At 73.3% G+C, this 17,700-nt stretch carries 16 protein-coding genes; 9 read left to right on the forward strand and 7 right to left on the reverse strand.

Features of this window, described 5'->3' with window-relative positions; all coding sequences use genetic code 11:
* Window positions 1-90 precede the first annotated feature (90 nt).
* The 6 genes from ACZ5GT_RS33495 (at window position 91) to ACZ5GT_RS33520 (ending at window position 4,752) form a co-directional block, all read left to right on the forward strand.
* Window positions 91-759 (forward strand): amino acid ABC transporter permease, encoded by a 669-nt coding sequence (locus ACZ5GT_RS33495; RefSeq protein WP_469033934.1) that lies wholly within the window; start codon window positions 91-93, stop codon window positions 757-759.
* Window positions 756-1,667, forward strand: a complete 912-nt coding sequence (locus ACZ5GT_RS33500) for an amino acid ABC transporter permease (protein ID WP_469033937.1) — start codon at window positions 756-758, stop codon at window positions 1,665-1,667. The genes ACZ5GT_RS33495 and ACZ5GT_RS33500 overlap by 4 nt, the downstream gene beginning before the upstream one ends.
* 188 nt (window positions 1,668-1,855) lie before the next feature.
* Window positions 1,856-3,460 carry an FAD-dependent monooxygenase gene (locus tag ACZ5GT_RS33505; RefSeq protein ID WP_469033939.1) on the forward strand — a complete coding sequence of 535 codons (1,605 nt, stop codon included), beginning with the start codon at window positions 1,856-1,858 and terminating at the stop codon, window positions 3,458-3,460.
* Window positions 3,461-3,572: 112 nt separating this feature from the next.
* Window positions 3,573-3,644 carry a putative leader peptide gene (locus ACZ5GT_RS33510; protein ID WP_309544753.1) on the forward strand — a complete coding sequence of 24 codons (72 nt, stop codon included), beginning with the start codon at window positions 3,573-3,575 and terminating at the stop codon, window positions 3,642-3,644.
* A gap of 77 nt (window positions 3,645-3,721) precedes the next feature.
* Window positions 3,722-4,318 (forward strand): cupin domain-containing protein, encoded by a 597-nt coding sequence (locus ACZ5GT_RS33515; RefSeq protein ID WP_469033941.1) that lies wholly within the window; start codon window positions 3,722-3,724, stop codon window positions 4,316-4,318.
* A complete protein-coding gene (locus tag ACZ5GT_RS33520) occupies window positions 4,315-4,752 on the forward strand; it encodes a rhodanese-like domain-containing protein (protein WP_469033944.1) in 438 nt (145 codons plus the stop codon). The genes ACZ5GT_RS33515 and ACZ5GT_RS33520 overlap by 4 nt, the downstream gene beginning before the upstream one ends.
* Before the next feature lie 186 nt (window positions 4,753-4,938).
* Here ACZ5GT_RS33520 and recX read toward each other — a convergent pair whose 3' ends face one another.
* From recX to ACZ5GT_RS33540, 4 genes are all read right to left on the reverse strand, one after another.
* On the reverse strand, window positions 4,939-5,616 hold the full coding sequence (recX, locus tag ACZ5GT_RS33525) for a recombination regulator RecX (RefSeq protein WP_469033946.1): 678 nt from the start codon (window positions 5,614-5,616) through the stop codon (window positions 4,939-4,941).
* Window positions 5,617-5,619: 3 nt separating this feature from the next.
* Window positions 5,620-6,747 carry a recombinase RecA gene (gene recA, locus ACZ5GT_RS33530; protein WP_469033948.1) on the reverse strand — a complete coding sequence of 376 codons (1,128 nt, stop codon included), beginning with the start codon at window positions 6,745-6,747 and terminating at the stop codon, window positions 5,620-5,622.
* 256 nt (window positions 6,748-7,003) lie between these two features.
* Window positions 7,004-8,365 (reverse strand): AI-2E family transporter, encoded by a 1,362-nt coding sequence (locus ACZ5GT_RS33535; protein ID WP_469033950.1) that lies wholly within the window; start codon window positions 8,363-8,365, stop codon window positions 7,004-7,006.
* Window positions 8,366-8,425: 60 nt separating this feature from the next.
* Entirely contained in the window at window positions 8,426-8,620 is a 195-nt protein-coding gene (locus ACZ5GT_RS33540; RefSeq protein WP_469033952.1) for a DUF3046 domain-containing protein, read from the reverse strand.
* 78 nt (window positions 8,621-8,698) lie between these two features.
* On the opposite strand from ACZ5GT_RS33540, the gene ACZ5GT_RS33545 reads away from it, so the two are divergent.
* The gene (locus tag ACZ5GT_RS33545; RefSeq protein ID WP_469033954.1) at window positions 8,699-9,643 is read left to right on the forward strand and encodes a hypothetical protein; all 945 of its coding nucleotides are present in this window, start codon (window positions 8,699-8,701) and stop codon (window positions 9,641-9,643) included.
* A 4-nt stretch (window positions 9,644-9,647) separates the two neighbouring features.
* Here ACZ5GT_RS33545 and ACZ5GT_RS33550 read toward each other — a convergent pair whose 3' ends face one another.
* From ACZ5GT_RS33550 to ACZ5GT_RS33560, 3 genes are read right to left on the reverse strand one after another with little or no spacing between them, the layout of a single operon-like run.
* Window positions 9,648-9,956 carry an AzlD domain-containing protein gene (locus ACZ5GT_RS33550; RefSeq protein ID WP_469033956.1) on the reverse strand — a complete coding sequence of 103 codons (309 nt, stop codon included), beginning with the start codon at window positions 9,954-9,956 and terminating at the stop codon, window positions 9,648-9,650.
* On the reverse strand, window positions 9,953-10,657 hold the full coding sequence (locus tag ACZ5GT_RS33555; protein WP_469033958.1) for an AzlC family ABC transporter permease: 705 nt from the start codon (window positions 10,655-10,657) through the stop codon (window positions 9,953-9,955). Before ACZ5GT_RS33555 ends, ACZ5GT_RS33550 begins: the two co-directional genes overlap by 4 nt.
* Window positions 10,654-11,520: an AraC family transcriptional regulator gene (locus ACZ5GT_RS33560; RefSeq protein WP_469033961.1), complete on the reverse strand. Its 867-nt coding sequence runs from the start codon at window positions 11,518-11,520 to the stop codon at window positions 10,654-10,656. Before ACZ5GT_RS33560 ends, ACZ5GT_RS33555 begins: the two co-directional genes overlap by 4 nt.
* 379 nt (window positions 11,521-11,899) lie before the next feature.
* On the opposite strand from ACZ5GT_RS33560, the gene ACZ5GT_RS33565 reads away from it, so the two are divergent.
* Window positions 11,900-16,804 (forward strand): ATP-dependent helicase, encoded by a 4,905-nt coding sequence (locus tag ACZ5GT_RS33565; RefSeq protein ID WP_469033963.1) that lies wholly within the window; start codon window positions 11,900-11,902, stop codon window positions 16,802-16,804.
* 43 nt (window positions 16,805-16,847) lie between these two features.
* Window positions 16,848-17,684, forward strand: coding sequence for an Fpg/Nei family DNA glycosylase (locus ACZ5GT_RS33570; RefSeq protein WP_469033965.1), 837 nt, complete (start codon window positions 16,848-16,850; stop codon window positions 17,682-17,684).
* The last annotated feature ends 16 nt before the right edge of the window (window positions 17,685-17,700 follow it).

Genomic DNA, 17,700 nt, shown 5'->3' on the forward strand with positions numbered 1-17,700 from the left:
GGGTTCCTCCAGCGCCGCCGCCCGTCGCGATCACGGCGGCGGCGCGCCAGGCCCTCCTCGTTCCCCACACACCCGGAAGCGCGGGAGATCGTGTTCGACTTTCTTGAAGGTTACGACGTCCTCGGGGCGTTCTGGATGACGGTGAAACTCACCCTCCTCTCCGGCCTCGGCTCCCTGGTCTGGGGCACCCTGCTGGCCGCCATGCGGGTCGGTCCGGTCCCGCTGATGCGCGGTTTCGGCACCGTCTACGTCAACATCGTGCGGAACATCCCGCTGACGGTCATCATCGTCTTCACCTCGCTCGGCCTCGCCGACATCTTCGGCGCGACGATGGGCGCCCCTGACGACTTCAAGGCCCAGGGCTTCCGCCTCGCGGTACTCGGCCTCGTCGCCTACCACTCCGCCTTCGTCTGCGAAGCGCTGCGCTCCGGCATCAACACGGTGCCGCTCGGGCAGGCCGAGGCGGCCCGCGCGATCGGGCTGAGCTTCAGCCAGACCCTGCGGCTCGTGGTGCTGCCGCAGGCGTTCCGCTCGGTCATCGGCCCGCTGGCCAACGTGCTGATCGCGCTGACCAAGAACACCACGGTGGCGGCCGCGATCGGCGTCGCCGAGGCGGCCTACCTGATGAAGGAGATGATCGAGAACGAGGCCCAGACGCTGGCCATCGGCGCGGTCTTCGCCTTCGGTTTCGTGGTACTGACCCTGCCCACCGGCCTCATCCTGGGCTGGCTCGGCAAGCGACTGGCGGTGAAGCGATGACCTCCGTCCTCTACGACACCCCCGGCCCCCGGGCCAGGCGGCGCAACGCCGTCTTCTCGATCGTCTTCGTCATCCTGCTCGCCCTGCTGGTGTGGTGGATCTGGCGGACGATGGACGACAAGGGCCAGCTGGAATGGGCCCTGTGGGAGCCGTTCACCACCGCCGAGGCGTGGACCACGTATCTGCTGCCCGGCCTCGGCAACACCCTCAAGGCCGCCGCCCTGTCCATGGTCATCGCGCTTCCGGTGGGCGCGTTCTTCGGCATCGCCCGCCTGTCCGACCACCGGTGGGTCCGGGTGCCGGCCGGCGTCGTGGTCGAGTTCTTCCGCTCGATCCCGGTCCTGCTGCTGATGCTGTTCGCCAACGAGGTCTACGCCCGCTCCGCCGGCGTGGACAGCGCGGAGCGGCCCCTGTACGCGGTCGTCACCGGCCTGGTCCTGTACAACGCCTCGGTCCTCGCCGAGATCGTCCGGGCCGGCATCCTCGCCCTGCCCCGGGGCCAGACGGAGGCCGCGTACGCGATCGGCCTGCGCAAGGGCCAGACGATGACCACCATCCTGCTCCCGCAGGCCGTCACGGTGATGCTGCCGGCCATCGTCAGCCAGCTCGTGGTCATCGTGAAGGACACCGCGCTGGGCGGCGTGATGATCGGCTACACCGAGCTGCTCAACGCCCGCAGCACGTTCGCGGCGAACTACGCCGACGTCGTCCCCAGCTTCATCGGCGTGGGCATCATCTTCATCGTCGTCAACTTCGCGCTCACCAGCTTCGCGAGCTGGCTGGAGGGCCGGCTGCGGCGCAGCAAGCGCGGCACGGGCACGGTCCTGGGGGCCGAGGACGTGGACGACATCAACGCCGGAGAGGTGGGCGGCGCCCCGGCGGCCGGGGCCGGCAAGAGCACCGTCTGACGGCACGTTCCGGCGCTCCGGCACCTCGCGTCACCTGTGCGGAGGCAGTGGCATGATCGCCACTGCCTCCGTCACTTGACGCAAGCACCGGCAATGGGTTGCATACGTTCTGTGATCGTGCACCCTGCTCAAACTTCCTGTTCACACACGTCCTCCCGGACGTCTCCGCGGGCAGGGGGCGCCGCGCCGTGGATCCGGTGATCATCGTCGGGGCGGGGCCCGTCGGGCTCACGCTCGCCCTGGCCCTGGCGCGCCAGGAAGTGCCGTCGGTCGTGCTCGACGAGGGCCCCGGCACGGACGAGCCACGCCTCGCGCGCACCGTCGTCCTGCGCGAGGACACCGCCGGTCTGGTGGAACGGCTGACCGGAGTGCCGCTCGCGGAGGCGGGCCTGCCCTGGGCCGGATGGCGGTCGTTGCGGCGCAAGCAGGTGATGCGCGAGGTCACGTTCGACGACGACACCGGCCCCGCTCCCCTGCACATCGCGCAGCACGTCCTGACCGGCGCCCTGCGCGCGGCCCTGGCGGGTGAGCCGCTGGCCGAGGTCGCCGTCGACAGCCGTCTCGACGGCATGGAGCAGGAACGCTCCGGCGTCACCGCCCACACCCGCGGCCCGAAGGGCACCTGGTGGCGCGGCAGCTTCCTGGTGGGCTGCGACGGCCCGCGGTCGACCGTGCGCAAGCTGCAGGACATCCGCTTCCCGGGCCGTACGGCGGTGGAGCGGCACGCCGTCGCCGCGCTGCGCACGGAGCTTCCCTGGCCCGAGGAAGCGGTACTGCACCGGTTGCCGCCGTGGCGGACGTCCGGCCCCAGCGCCGGGGAGATCACCGCGCGGCCCCTCCCGGACGACGTGTGGCGCCTGGACTGGCTGCTGCCGCCGGGCAAGGACCTCGTCACGCCCGAACTGCTGGTGACCCGCATCAGGGAGACGCTGGCGGGCTGGACCGACGGCTCCACACCGCCCTACGACCTGCTGGACACCGGCGTCCACATCGTCCACCACCGGCTGGCCCGCCGCTGGCGTGCCGGGCGGGTGTTCCTCGCCGGGGACGCCGCGCACCTGCTCGGCGCGCTCGGCACGCAGGGGCTGGACGAGGGCCTGCGGGACGCCGACAACCTCGCCTGGAAGCTGGCGTCGGCCTGGCACCACGGGCCGCACGAGGACCTGCTCGACAGCTACCAGGCGGAGCGGCGCACGGCGGTCGCCGCCCGGCTGCGCGCCGCCGACCAGGCGCTGCCGCTGCTGCGCGGCGGTGGAGGGCTGCGGGCCTACGTCCCCGGTTCGGCCCGCGGCCACGACGCGCTGCTGACCGAAGGTCATCTGGGGCACGGTGCCCTCGGCGCGCCGGGGACGTACGCCGGCTCGCCGCTCGCCCCCCGGCACCTCGAAGGGGAGGTGCCCGTGGACACGCCTCCGGGCGCGCCGGTCGCCGACGTCCGGGTCACCGCGGAGGACGGTTCCTTCGTGCGGTTGCGGGACCGGCTCGGCCGGGGCGCGCTGCTGGTGGTGCTCGTCGCGCCGGGCACGGGCGTGTGGGACCGCAAGCACTGGGTGACCGCCGGGGTCATGCCCCGGCTGGCGGCCGCCGTCAGCGCCCTGCCGCACGCCGCCGAACTGCTCGTCGCCGAGAGCTACCCGGGGGCGTCGGCCCACACCGTGCTGCTGGTACGGCCCGACGGTCACCTCGTCACCGCGCTGGGCGGAGTCCGGCCGGCCGACCTGTACGCCGCGGCGGAGGCCACGCTGGGCGGTCCGGCGAAGACGCAGGCCGAGGCCGAGGCGGGTGCCCACTGACATAGCCGTGCTCACCGTCACCGGGCTCACCGTCACCGTGCGTCCACATGGTGACGGTGAGTTGACCGGTCCGCACCGTCATGGTTCACTCCGGACCGTGACCGACACCTGTGTGCGCCTGTGGCGGAGGGTCCATATGGACCTCGTCCGCTATGCGGGCTGCGTGTGTCGTCCGTCCTGCTGAATTCGCTCCCCCTTTTCCGCGCGCGCCGTCTCCTGGCTGTCGCGCGTTTCCGCGAACCATCTTCAGGACGGTACGAGTTGTCTGTCTCCCCTTCCTCCCCTTCCCCCTATTCCTTCCCTTCTGCACCCACGTCCGCCGCCGCCTCGGCGCCGGATTCCGGATCCGCCGGCGCGCCCGGGTCCGGGCCGGCCCGGGCCGAACTCCTGGAGTTCGCGCGGCGTACGGCCGCCGACGCCGAGCTCGTCGCCTCGCTCCCGCTCGACCCGGAGGGCCGCACCTGGGTGCGGCTCGACGGCCCCGGCGGCAGCGAGGCCTGGCTGATCGGCTGGCCGCCCGGCACGGGCACCGGCTGGCACGACCACGCGGATTCCGTGGGCGCGTTCGTGGTCGCGGCCGGTGAGCTGAGGGAGAACTCGCTCGCCGCCCGGCTGCCCACCGACGGCTGGAAGACCCTCGAACTCACCGACGGCGTGGACCGGGAACGACGGCTGCCGGCCGGTCAGGGCCGCTCCTTCGGCCACCACCACGTCCACGAGGTGCTGAACACCTCCGGCGACCGCCACGCCGTCTCCGTCCACGCCTACTACCCGCCCCTGCCGCGGATCCGTCGCTACAGTCGCACGGGCCAGGTGCTGCGCCTGGAGCAGGTCGAACACCCGGAGGACTGGCAGTGAGCGCAACCGGCGGTACCGGGGCGGACAGGTACGTGCGTGAGGCGGGAGAGCGGCCCGTCGGCATCGACGAGCTGCTGGAGCGGGTACGCGCGGACTACCAGCGGATCGAGGCCCGGGAGGCGTACGAGGCCGCCCGGGCCGGCGAGGCGCTGCTGGTGGACATCCGGTACGCGGCACTGCGTGAGCGCGACGGCCTGATCCCCGGCGCCCTCGTCGTCGAGCGCAACGAGCTGGAGTGGCGCCTCGACCCGCAGGGCAGCCACCGCGTACCCGAGGCCACCGGCCACGACCTGCGGATCGTCGTCATCTGCAACGAGGGCTACGCGTCGAGCCTCGCGGCGGCATCGCTGCACCGGCTGGGGCTGCACCGGGCCACCGACCTGGTGGACGGGTTCCAGGCGTGGCGGGCGGCGGGGCTGCCGGTGACGTCGTAGCCCTGCGGGGTCAGTGGAAGTCTGCTGGACGGTACCGGCGCCCGCACCGGACTCACCCTCCTGGCAACGCAAGGTAAGCCCGGAGGTCTGGTGCGGTCCGTCGGGCGCGGGGGCCTGGCCGCCGGCCCGGTTGCCGGCACCCCGTGGCCTGCCTTCCTGTCGTGCCGCCGTGGCAGGCCGTCCGCCTCAGACGCCGCCGTCCTCGAGAAACTCCGTGTCCTCGCCCTCTTCCTCCAGTGCCTGCCGGACCACGCGCAGGGCCATGCCCTCGGAGTAGCCCTTACGGGCGAGCATGCCCGCGAGACGCCGCAGCCGCTTGTCGCGGTCGAGGCCGCGCGTGGAGCGCAGTCTGCGGGCGACCAGCTCGCGCGCGGTCGACTCCTCCTGCTCGGAGTCGAGCTGTGCGACGGCCTCGTCGATCAGGGCGGAGTCCACGCCCTTGGTCCGCAGTTCCCGGGCGAGTGCCCGCCGGGCCAGTCCACGGCCGTGGTGCCGGGACTCCACCCAGGCGTCCGCGAACGCGCCGTCGTCGATCAGGCCGACCTCCTCGAACCGCGACAGCACCTCCTCGGCGGCGTCGTCCGGGATCTCCCGCTTGCGCAGGGCGTCCGCCAGCTGCTTCCGCGTGCGCGGGGTTCCGGTCAGCAGGCGCAGGCAGATGGCCCGTGCCCGCTCGACCGGGTCCCCTGGGGGCTCCCCTTTCTCGGCCCTCGACGAGGAGGGCGAGCCCCCGTCTTCATCGTGCGCCGGGACGTGCCCGCGCATCTCGCCGCCCGTCCCGGCGGACCCTGCGTCGCCTGCCCGTCTCCGGTCTCGCGGAGTGTCCGGGGAGGCGTACTCGGCCCAGTCGGTTCGCCGTGTCACGGGTCAGCTCTTGGCCGCCGGAGCCTTGGTCTTGGCGGCCTTGGCCGCCGCGGGGGCGGGCGCCGTCTTGGCGGCGTCGTCCGTGGCGGCGGGGACCGCGGCACCCGCTCCCGGCTCGACGGCCGGCTCCTCGGGGCGCACGCCCACGCCCAGCTTCTCCTTGATCTTCCTCTCGATCTCGTTGGCCAGGTCGGGGTTGTCCTTCAGGAAGTTGCGCGCGTTCTCCTTGCCCTGGCCGAGCTGGTCGCCCTCGTACGTGTACCAGGCGCCGGCCTTGCGCACGAAGCCGTGTTCCACGCCCATGTCGATCAGGCCGCCCTCGCGGCTGATGCCCTGGCCGTAGAGGATGTCGAACTCTGCCTGCTTGAAGGGCGGCGCGACCTTGTTCTTGACGACCTTGCAGCGGGTGCGGTTGCCGACCGCCTCCGTGCCGTCCTTCAGGGTCTCGATGCGACGGATGTCGATGCGCACCGAGGCGTAGAACTTCAGCGCCCGGCCACCGGTCGTGGTCTCCGGGGAGCCGAACATCACGCCGATCTTCTCGCGGAGCTGGTTGATGAAGATGGCGGTGGTCTTGGACTGGTTGAGCGCGCTGGTGATCTTCCGCAGGGCCTGGCTCATCAGGCGGGCCTGCAGACCGACATGGCTGTCGCCCATCTCGCCCTCGATCTCGGCACGGGGGACGAGCGCCGCGACGGAGTCGATGACGATGAGGTCGAGGGCACCGGAGCGGACCAGCATGTCCACGATCTCCAGGGCCTGCTCGCCGTTGTCCGGCTGGGAGAGGATCAGGTTGTCGATGTCGACGCCGAGCTTGCGCGCGTACTCGGGGTCGAGGGCGTGCTCCGCGTCCACGAAGGCGACCTGGCCGCCGGCCTTCTGGGCGTTCGCCACCGCGTGCAGGGTCAGCGTGGTCTTGCCGGAGGACTCCGGTCCGTAGATCTCCACGACACGGCCGCGGGGCAGGCCGCCGACGCCGAGGGCGACGTCGAGCGCGGTCGACCCGGTCGGGATGACCTCGATGGGCTCCCTGGACCGCTCGCCCATGCGCATGACCGCGCCCTTGCCGAATTGCCGTTCAATCTGTGCGAGCGCGGCATCCAGGGCCTTCTCGCGGTCGGTTCCTGCCATGGGTTCCACCCGATTTGCTTGATTCGATCGCTTCACGTCAAAGACGCTAACGCCTGCCACTGACAATGCGCCCCGACGCCGGTCCGGCCTGTGGATAACTCGGGCACATCCCCGCTCGAACCGGAACGAAACACCCGCCCGAGACCCCGCCGGAGCCTCCATGAGAATAGATGTTCGATTTTCGTGTCAAGCGCACCCGGCGCCGGCGCAAGCGCAACCTCCGGGCCGTCCGACAGCCCACGACCACCCTTCCGCCTCAGGAAGGACTGCTCCCGGAACCCGAGCCGGAATCGGAGCCGGAGCCTGAGCCGGAGCCCGAATCAGGACCAGCGCCCGAACCAGGACCGGAGTCGGAGACGGAGTCGGAGTCGGAGCCGGAATCGGAGTCGCCCGCACCGGACCGCTCCGCCCCCGGTCTCCGTGTCCACAGCTGCCGCGCGTGCCGGAGCAGGCCCCGCCCCGATCCGCCGCCCCGGTGCCCGTGGACACGGGGATCGTCCGTGACCGCGTACCGCTTCACGTAGGCCCCCAGGAACGCCTGCAGGGTGGCGACCGCCGGAATCGCGATCAGCGCGCCGACGGCGCCGAGGAGGGCGGTGCCGGCGATGACCGAGCCGAAGGCGACGGCGGGGTGGATGTCGACGGTCTTCGAGGTCAGCTTGGGCTGCAGCATGTAGTTCTCGAACTGCTGGTAGACCACCACGAATATCAGCACCCACAGCGCGTACCAGGGATCGACCGTGAAGGCGATCAGCATGGGCAGGGCGCCCGCGAGATACGTGCCGATGGTGGGGATGAACTGCGAGACCAGTCCCACCCAGACCGCGAGCACGGGCGCGTAGGGCACGTTCAGGGCCTGCAGGAGGACGAAGTGCGCGACGCCGGAGATGAAGGCCATCAGGCCACGCGAGTACAGGTAGCCGCCGGTCTTGTTGACGGCGATCTCCCACGCGCGCAGGACCTCGGCCTGCCGTGCGGGCGGCAGCAGCGAGCAGACCGTGCGGCGCAGCCGGGGGCCGTCCGCGGCGAAGTAGAACGAGAACAGCGTTATCGTCAGCAGCTGGAACAGGCCCCCGAGGACCTGCGCGGACACGTCCAGGACGCCGGTGGCGCTGTGCTGCACGTAGTTGCGCAGCCAGTCGGAGCGCAGCAGGCCCTCCTGGACGTCCACCCGTCTGATGTCGGCGTGGAAGTGCGTGTTGATCCAGCCGATGACGGAGTCGAGGTAGTCCGGGAAATTCTCGACGATCTTGATGATCTGGCCCGCGAGCATGGACCCGAGCAGCGTGACGAAGCCCGCTGTGACGATCATCACGGCGAGGAAGACCAGCCCGGTGGCCAGCCCTCGGCGCATCCCGCGCGAGGCCATCCAGCTCACCGCGGGCTCGATGGCGAGGGCCAGGAAGAACGCGATGAGGATGTTGACCAGCAGGCCGGTGAGCTGGTGGAAGGCCCACGTGCCCAGCTGGAACGCGGCGTACAGCGCGAGGACGAGCACCGCCGCGCGCGGCAGCCAGCGCGGCATGCGCCCGCCCGTCACGGCGGCGTCGTCGGCCGGGGGCGGGAGGGGCGGGGAGGGCTGCCGGGCCGGCTGCCCGGTGTCGTCAGTGGATGCCACGGTGCAAGTCTCGCCCACGCCACGGACAATCGGCTGCGGTCCTGCGATCTTCGTGACGGCTCAGCGCTTCTCTCCCGGAACGTCCATGACCGCGCAGACCACGCGCCACACTTCCCTGGCCTCCCAGCCCTCGTCCAGCGCCTGGTGCACCGTGCGTCCGCCGAGCTGCGCCATGACGTGGTCGCGCGCGAAGGTGTCGGCGTACTCGGGACCGAAGTGATCCGCCATACGCTGCCAGAAGACCGTCAACCGCATGCCTCCAGTATCCCGCCTGCGGGGGTGGGCCCGAGCCGGGGCCACCTGCCGCGACCGCTTTCCCCTACGGTCTGACGCATGTCCGCAACCGGAGCTTCCCCACTCCCCACAAAGCCCTCGGCGCGCTCCCCGCTCTTCCGCGCCGAACACTTCGTCTGGCTCACCGCGCGCGTGCTGGAGCAGCACCTCTTCGCACACCACTTCCTCAACGGCGGCGCCGACCCGGTGGAGCGGGCGCTGGACGCCTACCGCAACGAGGACGGCGGCTACGGCCACGCTCTGGAGCCCGACCTGCGCGGCCCGGTCAGCCAGCCGCTGCACACCGGTCGCGCGCTGCACGTCCTGGACTCCATCGGGCGCTGCGACGGCCGGCGCGCGGAGCGCGTGTGCGGCTATCTGACCTCCGTCTCGACGGCGGACGGCGCGCTGCCGGCGATCCATCCCGGCCAGCGCGGCTATCCCACGGCCCCGTTCATCCCGGTCGTCGACGACCCGCCCGGCGACCTCCTCGCCACCGGACCGGTGGTGGGTCTGCTGCACCGCAACGACGTGTGGCACGCCTGGCTGTTCCGGGCCACGGAGTTCTGCTGGCACGCGATCGAGTCCCTGGAGACGTCCCACCCCTACGAGGTCGAGGCCGCCGTCGCCTTCCTGGACTCCGCGCCCGACCGCCCGCGCGCGGAGGCGGCCGCCCACCGCCTCGGCCGTCTGGTGCGCGCGCAGCGGCTCGCGGCGCTGGACCCGGACGGCCTGGAGGCGTTCCCGGTGGCGCCGGGCTACGCCCCGGGCGAGCACCACTTCCCGCACGACTTCGCGAGGACGCCGGACTCCCTCGCGCGCGCGTGGTTCACGGACGCCGAGATGGCGCGCTCCCTGGACCACCTCGCGGAGAGCCAGCAGGAGGACGGCGGCTGGCCGGTCAACTGGCGCCAGTGGGCACCGGGCATCGCCCTGGAGGCACGCCCCATGGTGACGATCGAGGCCCTGCGCACCCTCAGGGCGTACGGCCGCACCATCGGTTGACCGTTCACCCGCCCAAGGCCCGCACCCCCGCGGTCACCGCCACGGCCACCGCCACGACCAGCAGGAACGGCGCGCGCAGGACGAGCGCCACAGCGGCCGCGGCAACCCCTGCCACGCGCGCGTCGAGCACCAGGACGCGCCCGTCGGCGAAGGTCTGCTGGGCGGTGAGCGCGGCGAGCAGAGCCACCGGCAGCAGCGCGGCCAGCCGCCGGACGAGCGGGCGTTCGAGAGCCCCGGCGGGCACGAGCAGCCCGGCGAGCTTGACGGCGTAGCAGCCGAGGGCGGTCGCGCCGATCGCGATCCAGGTGTTCACCGCTGTTCCCCCCGCCCGCGCAGCCACAGCACGACGGGCGCCGCCAGGGCGGCCGCCAGGACGGGCACACCGGCGGGCAGTACGGGCAGCAGCCCGAGCCCCAGGAGCACGGCGAGACCCGCGACGGCCCGCTCGGTGGCGGTCTTCAGCATCGGCGCGAGCAGCGCCAGGAAGACGGCGGGCCCCGCCGCGTCGAGCCCCCAGACGTCGGTGTCCCCGATGGCCTGGGCGCCCAGCGCCCCCGCCAGCGTGGTGAGGTTCCACAGCACGTACAGACTGAGCCCGGTGACGGTGAACCCGATCCGCACGCTGCGGCGCGCCGGCTGTGCCAGCGCGACGGCGGTGGTCTCGTCGATGACCCACTGCGCGGCGAACGGCCGCACCGCGCGCGGGAGGGCCAGCAACTGCGACAGGCGCAGCCCGTAGAAGGCGTTGCGCACCCCCAGGAAGAACGCGCCCGCGGCCGCCGTGAGCGGGCTGCCTCCGGCCGCGAGTGCTCCCACCAGCGCGAACTGGGACGCCCCGGTGAACACCAGCAGGCTCAGCGCGCAGGTCTGCAGCAGCGACAGCCCGCTGCCGGCCGAGGTCACCCCGAAGGCGAACCCGGACAGCCCCACGGCGACGCCGACGCCGAGGGCGTCCCGTACGACAGCGGCGTCCGGCTTTTCCGAGGTACGTATGTCAACAACAGCTTCCGTCACGCCCCGGACGGTATGTCCGCCCGCGCCCGCACGTCTTGTACGTTCTTGCGCTCCCGCTGGTACGCCCCCGGCGGCACCCCGACGATCCGGCTGAAGTGCCGGTTCAGATGAGGCTGGTCGGTGAACCCCACGGCGACGGCGGCCTCGGCCGGCGACGTCCCGGCCTCCAGCAGCCGCCGCGCCCTGCGCACCCGCGCGTCCGTCAGCCAGGCATGGGGAGGCATCCCGTACACCTCACGAAAGGCCCGCAACAACGCGAACGGACCGGTCCCCAGATCCGCGGCCAGCCCCTCCAGAGTCGGCGGCCGGTCCATCCGCTCCTCCAGCAGCGCACGCGCGCGTGCCGCCGCCCGAGCCCCCGCGGTCCGCACCACCCGCTGCGGCAGCGCCCCGCCGTTCAGCCGCAGCAGCCGGGTCACCGCAACCCTCAGCAGGGTGTCGGCGGCCAGCGCGTTTCCCTCTTCGGCGGCGCGCAGCACCTGGTGCACCAGCCCCACGCTGTACGGATCGTCCAGCACCGGCCTGACGAACCCCGGCGTACCCCGGATCCCCGTCGTCTCGGCGGCGATCTCGGCCACCACCTCCGGCGCCGGGTACAGGGCCCCGTACCGCCACCCCTCCGGCCCACCGGCCCGGCCCGTGTGCGCGGTGTCGGGATTGACCAGCGCCAGCGCGCCCGCCCCCGCGTACTGATCGGCCCCGCCATGGTGAAACACCTCGACCCCGTCGGCGATGGCGGCGATGACGAAGTGCTCATGCGTGTGCCGCACAAAGCTCTTGCGGATGTACCGGGCCCTGAGCAGGTCGACCCCGGGCAACTCGGCGTACTGCCAGTGCCGCGCCCGCTCACCCGGTCCGACCATGGCCCCATTGTCCCATCGGCCCGGAAGGGGCCGTCGGCCGCGCACGGCGGTGAAGCGGTGTCCGGGCTGTCGCGGGACCCGCACCCGCCCACGGCGGGAAGGGGACGGGACGGGGGTGTCCGCCCGCAGCGGTTGGCGCGTCAACCCCAGCACCTCCGCAGCCCACCGATTCCGCGCCGTTCCGAGGACGGACACCCCCGGCCCGGCCCCGACCCACCCCCACCGTGAGCGCAACGCGCACCCCCACCGAACCCGCACAGGCGCCGCAGGCACCCCCACAAAGCCGCCGCAGACCACCGCAGGCACCCGCACCCCACCGAACCCGCGCAGGCCGCCGCAGGCACCCCGCGTTGTCAGTCCCCGGGTGCAGGATGGACCCATGGCCAGCTCCGCACACCGAGCCCTGGACGGCTTCTCCCCCGCCACCCGTGGCTGGTTCACGGGCGCCTTCTCCGCGCCCACAGCCGCCCAGGCCGGCGCGTGGCAGGCCATCCGCGAGGGCTCGGACGTGCTGGTAGTCGCCCCCACCGGCTCCGGCAAGACCCTGGCCGCCTTCCTCGCCGCACTGGACGAACTGGCGTCCACACCCCCACCCGCCGACCCGAGGAAGCGCTGCCGAGTCCTCTACGTCTCCCCCCTCAAGGCCCTCGCGGTCGACGTCGAGCGCAACCTCCGCAGCCCCCTGACCGGCATCCGCCAGGAGTCCGTACGCCTGGGCCTGCCCGAACCCGAGATCAAGGTCGGCATCCGCTCGGGCGACACCCCGGCAGCCGAGCGCCGCGCGCTCGCCACCCGCCCCCCGGACATCCTGATCACCACCCCCGAGTCCCTGTTCCTGATGCTCACGTCGGCCACCCGCGACGCGCTCGCCGGCATCGACACGGTGATCCTCGACGAGGTCCACGCCGTGCCGGGCACCAAGCGCGGCGCCCACCTGGCGCTCTCCTTGGAGCGTCTGGACGAGCTGCTCAAGCGGCCGGCCCGCCGCATCGGCCTGTCGGCGACGGTCCGCCCGGTCGACGAGGTCGCCCGCTTCCTCTCCCCCCGCCGCAAGGTGGAGATCGTCCAGCCGGTGTCGGGCAAGGAGTTCGACCTCTCGGTGGTCGTCCCGGTGGAGGACCTGGGCGAGCTGGGCGGCTCCCCCGTCGCCGACGGCTCGGAGGGCGCCGAACGCCCGTCGATCTGGCCGCACGTCGAGGAGCGGATCACCGACCTGGTCCAGTCCCACCGCTCCACGATCGTCTTCGCGAACTCCCGCCGCCTCGCCGAACGCCTCTGCAACCGCCTCAACGAGATCGCCTACGAACGGGCCACCGGCGAAACCCTCGACGAGCACCACGCGCCCGCCCAGCTGATGGGCGGCTCCGGGGCGGCCCAGGGCGCCCCTTCCGTCATCGCCCGCGCCCACCACGGCTCGGTCTCCAAGGAACAGCGCGCCCTCGTCGAAGAGGACCTCAAGGCCGGCCGCCTCCCCGCCGTCGTGGCCACCTCGAGCCTCGAACTGGGCATCGACATGGGCGCGGTCGACCTCGTGGTCCAGGTCGAGTCGCCCCCGTCCGTGGCCTCCGGCCTCCAGCGTGTGGGGCGCGCGGGACACCAGGTCGGCGCGGTCAGCACCGGCGTGGTCTTCCCGAAGTACCGCGGCGACCTCGTCCAAGCAGCCGTCGTCACCGAACGCATGCGCACCGGCGCCATCGAGTCCCTGCGGGTGCCGTCCAACCCCCTGGACGTGCTGGCCCAGCAGCTCGTCGCGATGACGGCGCTGGACACCTGGCAGGTGGACGACCTGCTCGCCACGGTCCGCCGCGCCGCCCCCTTCGCCTCTCTCCCCGAGTCGGCGTTCACGGCGGTCCTGGACATGCTCGCGGGCCGCTACCCCTCCGACGCCTTCGCCGAGCTGCGCCCGCGCGTGGTGTGGGACCGCGTCACCGGCACCGTCACGGGCCGCCCCGGCGCCCAGCGTCTCGCCGTCACCTCCGGAGGCACGATCCCGGACCGCGGTCTGTTCGGCGTCTTCCTCGCCGGGTCCGACCCCAAGAAGGGCGGCGGCCGGGTCGGCGAGCTGGACGAGGAGATGGTCTACGAGTCGCGGGTGGGGGACGTCTTCACGCTCGGCACCAGCTCCTGGCGCATCGAGGACATCACGCGCGACCGCGTCCTCGTCTCCCCCGCCCCCGGCGTCCCGGGCCGCCTCCCCTTCTGGAAGGGCGACCAGCTGGGCCGCCCGCTGGAACTGGGTCGCGCGGTGGGCGCGTTCCTGCGCGAGGTCGGCGCGCTGTCGAAGGAGGACGCCCGCCTCCGCCTCCTCGCGGCGGGGCTGGACGCCTGGGCGGCGGACAACGTCCTGTCCTACCTCGTCGAACAGCGGGAGGCCTGCGGCCACGTCCCGGACGACCGCACGATCGTCGTGGAGCGCTTCCGTGACGAGCTCGGCGACTGGCGGGTGGTCGTCCATTCCCCCTTCGGCGCCCAGGTCCACGCCCCGTGGGCGCTGGCGCTCGGCGCCAAGCTCTCCGAGCGCTACGGCATGGACGCGCAGGTCATGCACGCCGACGACGGCATCGTCCTGCGCCTGCCCGACGCCGACCTGATGGGCCTGGACCTGCTGGACCAGGAACCGGCGAGGGCGGGCAGCGAGTACGACGCCGAGCAGGCCCCCGTCGGCGCCGCGGACGTCGTCTTCGACAAGGGCGAGGTCGACCAGATCGTCACCGACCAGGTCGGCGGCTCGGCCCTGTTCGCCTCCCGCTTCCGCGAGTGCGCCGCCCGCGCGCTGCTGCTGCCGCGCCGCAACCCCGGCCGGCGCACCCCGCTGTGGCAGCAGCGTCAGCGCGCCTCCCAGCTGTTGCAGGTGGCGAGCGAGTTCGGCTCGTTCCCGATCGTCCTGGAGGCGGTCCGCGAGTGCCTCCAGGACGTGTTCGACGTGCCCGGACTGGTCGAGCTGATGGGCGACCTGGAGTCGCGCAGGGTGCGCCTGGTCGAGGTCACCACACCGGAGCCGTCACCGTTCGCCCGCTCCCTCCTGTTCGGGTACGTCGCCCAGTTCCTGTACGAGGGGGACTCCCCGCTCGCCGAGCGCCGCGCGGCCGCCCTGTCCCTGGACTCGCGCCTGCTGGCCGAGCTGCTCGGCCAGGCCGAGCTGCGCGAACTGCTGGACGCCGAGGTGCTGGCCGAACTGGAGCGGGAGCTGCAGTGGCTGACCGAGGACCGACGCGTCAAGGACGCCGAAGGCGTGGCCGACCTGCTGCGTCTGCTAGGCCCCCTCACGGACGCCGAGCTGGCCGAACGCGGCGCGCAGCCGCACTGGGCCCGGGAACTCGCCGGGGCCCGGCGCGCCATCCGCGTCCGCGTCGCCGGCGCCGAACACTGGGCGGCGATCGAGGACGCGGGCCGGCTGCGCGACGCGCTCGGCACGGCGCTGCCGGTCGGCGTCCCGGAGGCCTTCACGGAACCGGTGAAGGATCCCCTCGGCGACCTCCTCGCACGCTACGCGCGCACCCACGGCCCGTTCACGTCGGTCACGGCGGCGGCCCGCTTCGGCCTCGGCGTCGCGGTCACGGAGGGCGCCCTGCAGCGCCTCGCCGCGGGCGGCCGGGTCGTGCAGGGTGAGTTCCACCCGGCGGGCATCGGACAGGAGTGGTGCGACGCGGCGGTGCTGCGGCGGCTGCGCCGTCGTTCCCTCGCCGCGCTGCGGCACGAACTGGAGCCGGTGCCCCCGGCCGCGCTCGCCCAGTTCCTGCCTCAGTGGCAGCACATCGGCAAGGGGCACGGACTGCGCGGCGTCGACGGCTTGGTGCGCGCCGTCGAGCAACTGCAGGGCGCCTCCGTTCCCGCGTCGGCCCTGGAGAAGCTGGTCCTGCCGTCCCGCGTCGCGGACTACGCCCCCGCGATGCTGGACGAGCTGACGGCCTCCGGAGAAGTGGTGTGGGCCGGCGCGGGCGCCCTACCCGGCAAGGACGGCTGGCTCTCGCTCTACATGGCGGACGCGGCTCCGCTGCTGCTGCCCCCGCCCAGCCCGCTGGAGCTGACGGCGCTCCACCAGTCCGTCCTGGACGCCCTCTCCGGCGGCTACGGCCTGTTCTTCCGCCAGATCGCCGACCAGGTCCGCGCGACGACCCACCCGGACGCCACGGACCCCCAGCTCGCCGACGCCGTGTGGGACCTGGCGTGGTCCGGACGCCTGACCAACGACACGCTCGCGCCCCTGCGGTCCCTGCTGGGCTCGGGCCGCACCGCCGGTTCCACGGCCCACCGTGCCAAGCGCGCGGTCCCGCGCGGCCGCTACGGCTCCCTGACCGCCGCCGCCCGCACCGCCTCCCGCACCGGCCCGCCCACGGTCGCCGGCCGCTGGTCGCTGCTCCCGGCGCGCGAGCCCGATGCGACGGTGCGCGCGCACGCGCTGGCCCGCACCCTGCTCGACCGGCACGGCGTGGTCACCCGGGGTGCGGTGGCCGCGGAGGGCGTCGAGGGCGGCTTCTCGGCGACGTACCGCGTCCTGTCCGTCTTCGAGGAGAGCGGCCAGGCACGCCGCGGCTACGTGGTGGAGGGACTCGGCGCGGCCCAGTTCGCGATGGACGGCGCGGTGGACCGGCTGCGCGCGGTGTCGAACGCCCGCGACCGGGGCGAGCCCCTGCCGGACCGGCCCTCCGGGAACGGCGCGCTCACCGGCGTCGACGGCTTCGCCCTGCCCGACGACCAGCCGTTCCCCCACCCCGACCCCGAATTCGGCGCCCCCGGCCCCGACGACTTCGCCTCCTGGAACCCCGCCCCGCACGAGTACACGTCCCCCCGCGACCTGGCGGGCCAGGGCTTCCGCGATCCGCTGCCCGCTGCCGACCGCCACCGGTCCTTCGGCCCCGTCTCCCCGCACCGCGGTCCTCAGCGCGCTCCCGACACCGGAGCCGTCGTCCTGGCCGCAGCCGATCCCGCGAACGCCTACGGCGCGGCTCTGCCCTGGCCGGAACCCCCGACCGGCGCGGGACACAAACCCGGCCGCAAGGCGGGCTCTCTCGTGGTCCTGGTCGACGGTGAGCTGACGCTGTACATGGAGCGCGGCGGCAAGACCCTGCTGGCCTGGCCCGCCGACACGGACGGCCCGGGCCCCGACGACCCCCGCCTGCCCCGGGCCTCCGCCGCCCTGGCCACGGCCGCACGCGCGGGCTCCCTCGGCACCGTCACGGTGGAGCGGATCAACGGCGTGCCGGCCCTCACCTCCCCCATCGGCGCCCTGCTGGAAGGAGCGGGCTTCATAGCGACCCCCCGCGGCCTCCGGCTGCGCGCCTGAACGGAGCCACCCTCGACGCCCCGCCCCGTGCAACCCTTGACCCATGCCCGAAGGAGACACGGTCTGGCAGGCGGCGAAGCGGCTGCACGGCGCCCTCGCCGGCCGGGTGCTGACCCGCAGCGACCTGCGGGTGCCCCGGTTCGCCACGGCCGACCTCACGGGCCGCACCGTCCTGGACGTCACCCCCCGCGGCAAGCACCTGCTGACCCGCGTCGAGGGCGGCCTGACGCTCCACTCGCACCTGCGGATGGACGGCGCCTGGAAGGTGTACGAGCCCGGCCGGCGCTGGACCGGCGGCCCGGCCCACCAGATCCGCGCGATCCTCGGCACCGCCGACCGCACGGCCGTCGGCTACCGCCTCCCGGTCCTGGAGCTGCTGCGCACCCGCGACGAGGAGCGCGCCGTCGGCCATCTCGGCCCCGACCTCCTCGGCCCGGACTGGGACCCGGACCTGGCCCTCGCCAACGTCCTGGCGGACCCCGCCCGCCCGCTGGGCGAGGCCCTGCTCGACCAGCGCAACCTCGCCGGCATCGGCAACGTGTACAAGAGCGAGCTCTGCTTCCTGCTCGGCGTGACCCCATGGCTCCCCGTAGGCGCCCTGCCCGCCGACCGCACCACGCAACTGCCCATGCTCGCGAAGAAGTTGCTGGAGGCCAACCGCGAACGCCCGGTCCGCAGCACGACCGGCCGCCGCGGCCAGGACCTGTTCGTGTACGGCCGCGCGCCCCGCCCCTGCCTGCGCTGCGGGACGCCCGTGCGGGTGGCCGACCAGGGCGACGGCTCCCGCGAACGCCCCACGTACTGGTGCCCGTTCTGCCAGTCGGGCCCCGCGCCCCACTCGCCGCCGATGCGCGGAACAGCACGCCGCACGAGCGATTGACGAGGCAATCCGCGAA

This window comes from Streptomyces sp. NPDC031340, assembly GCF_055569945.1.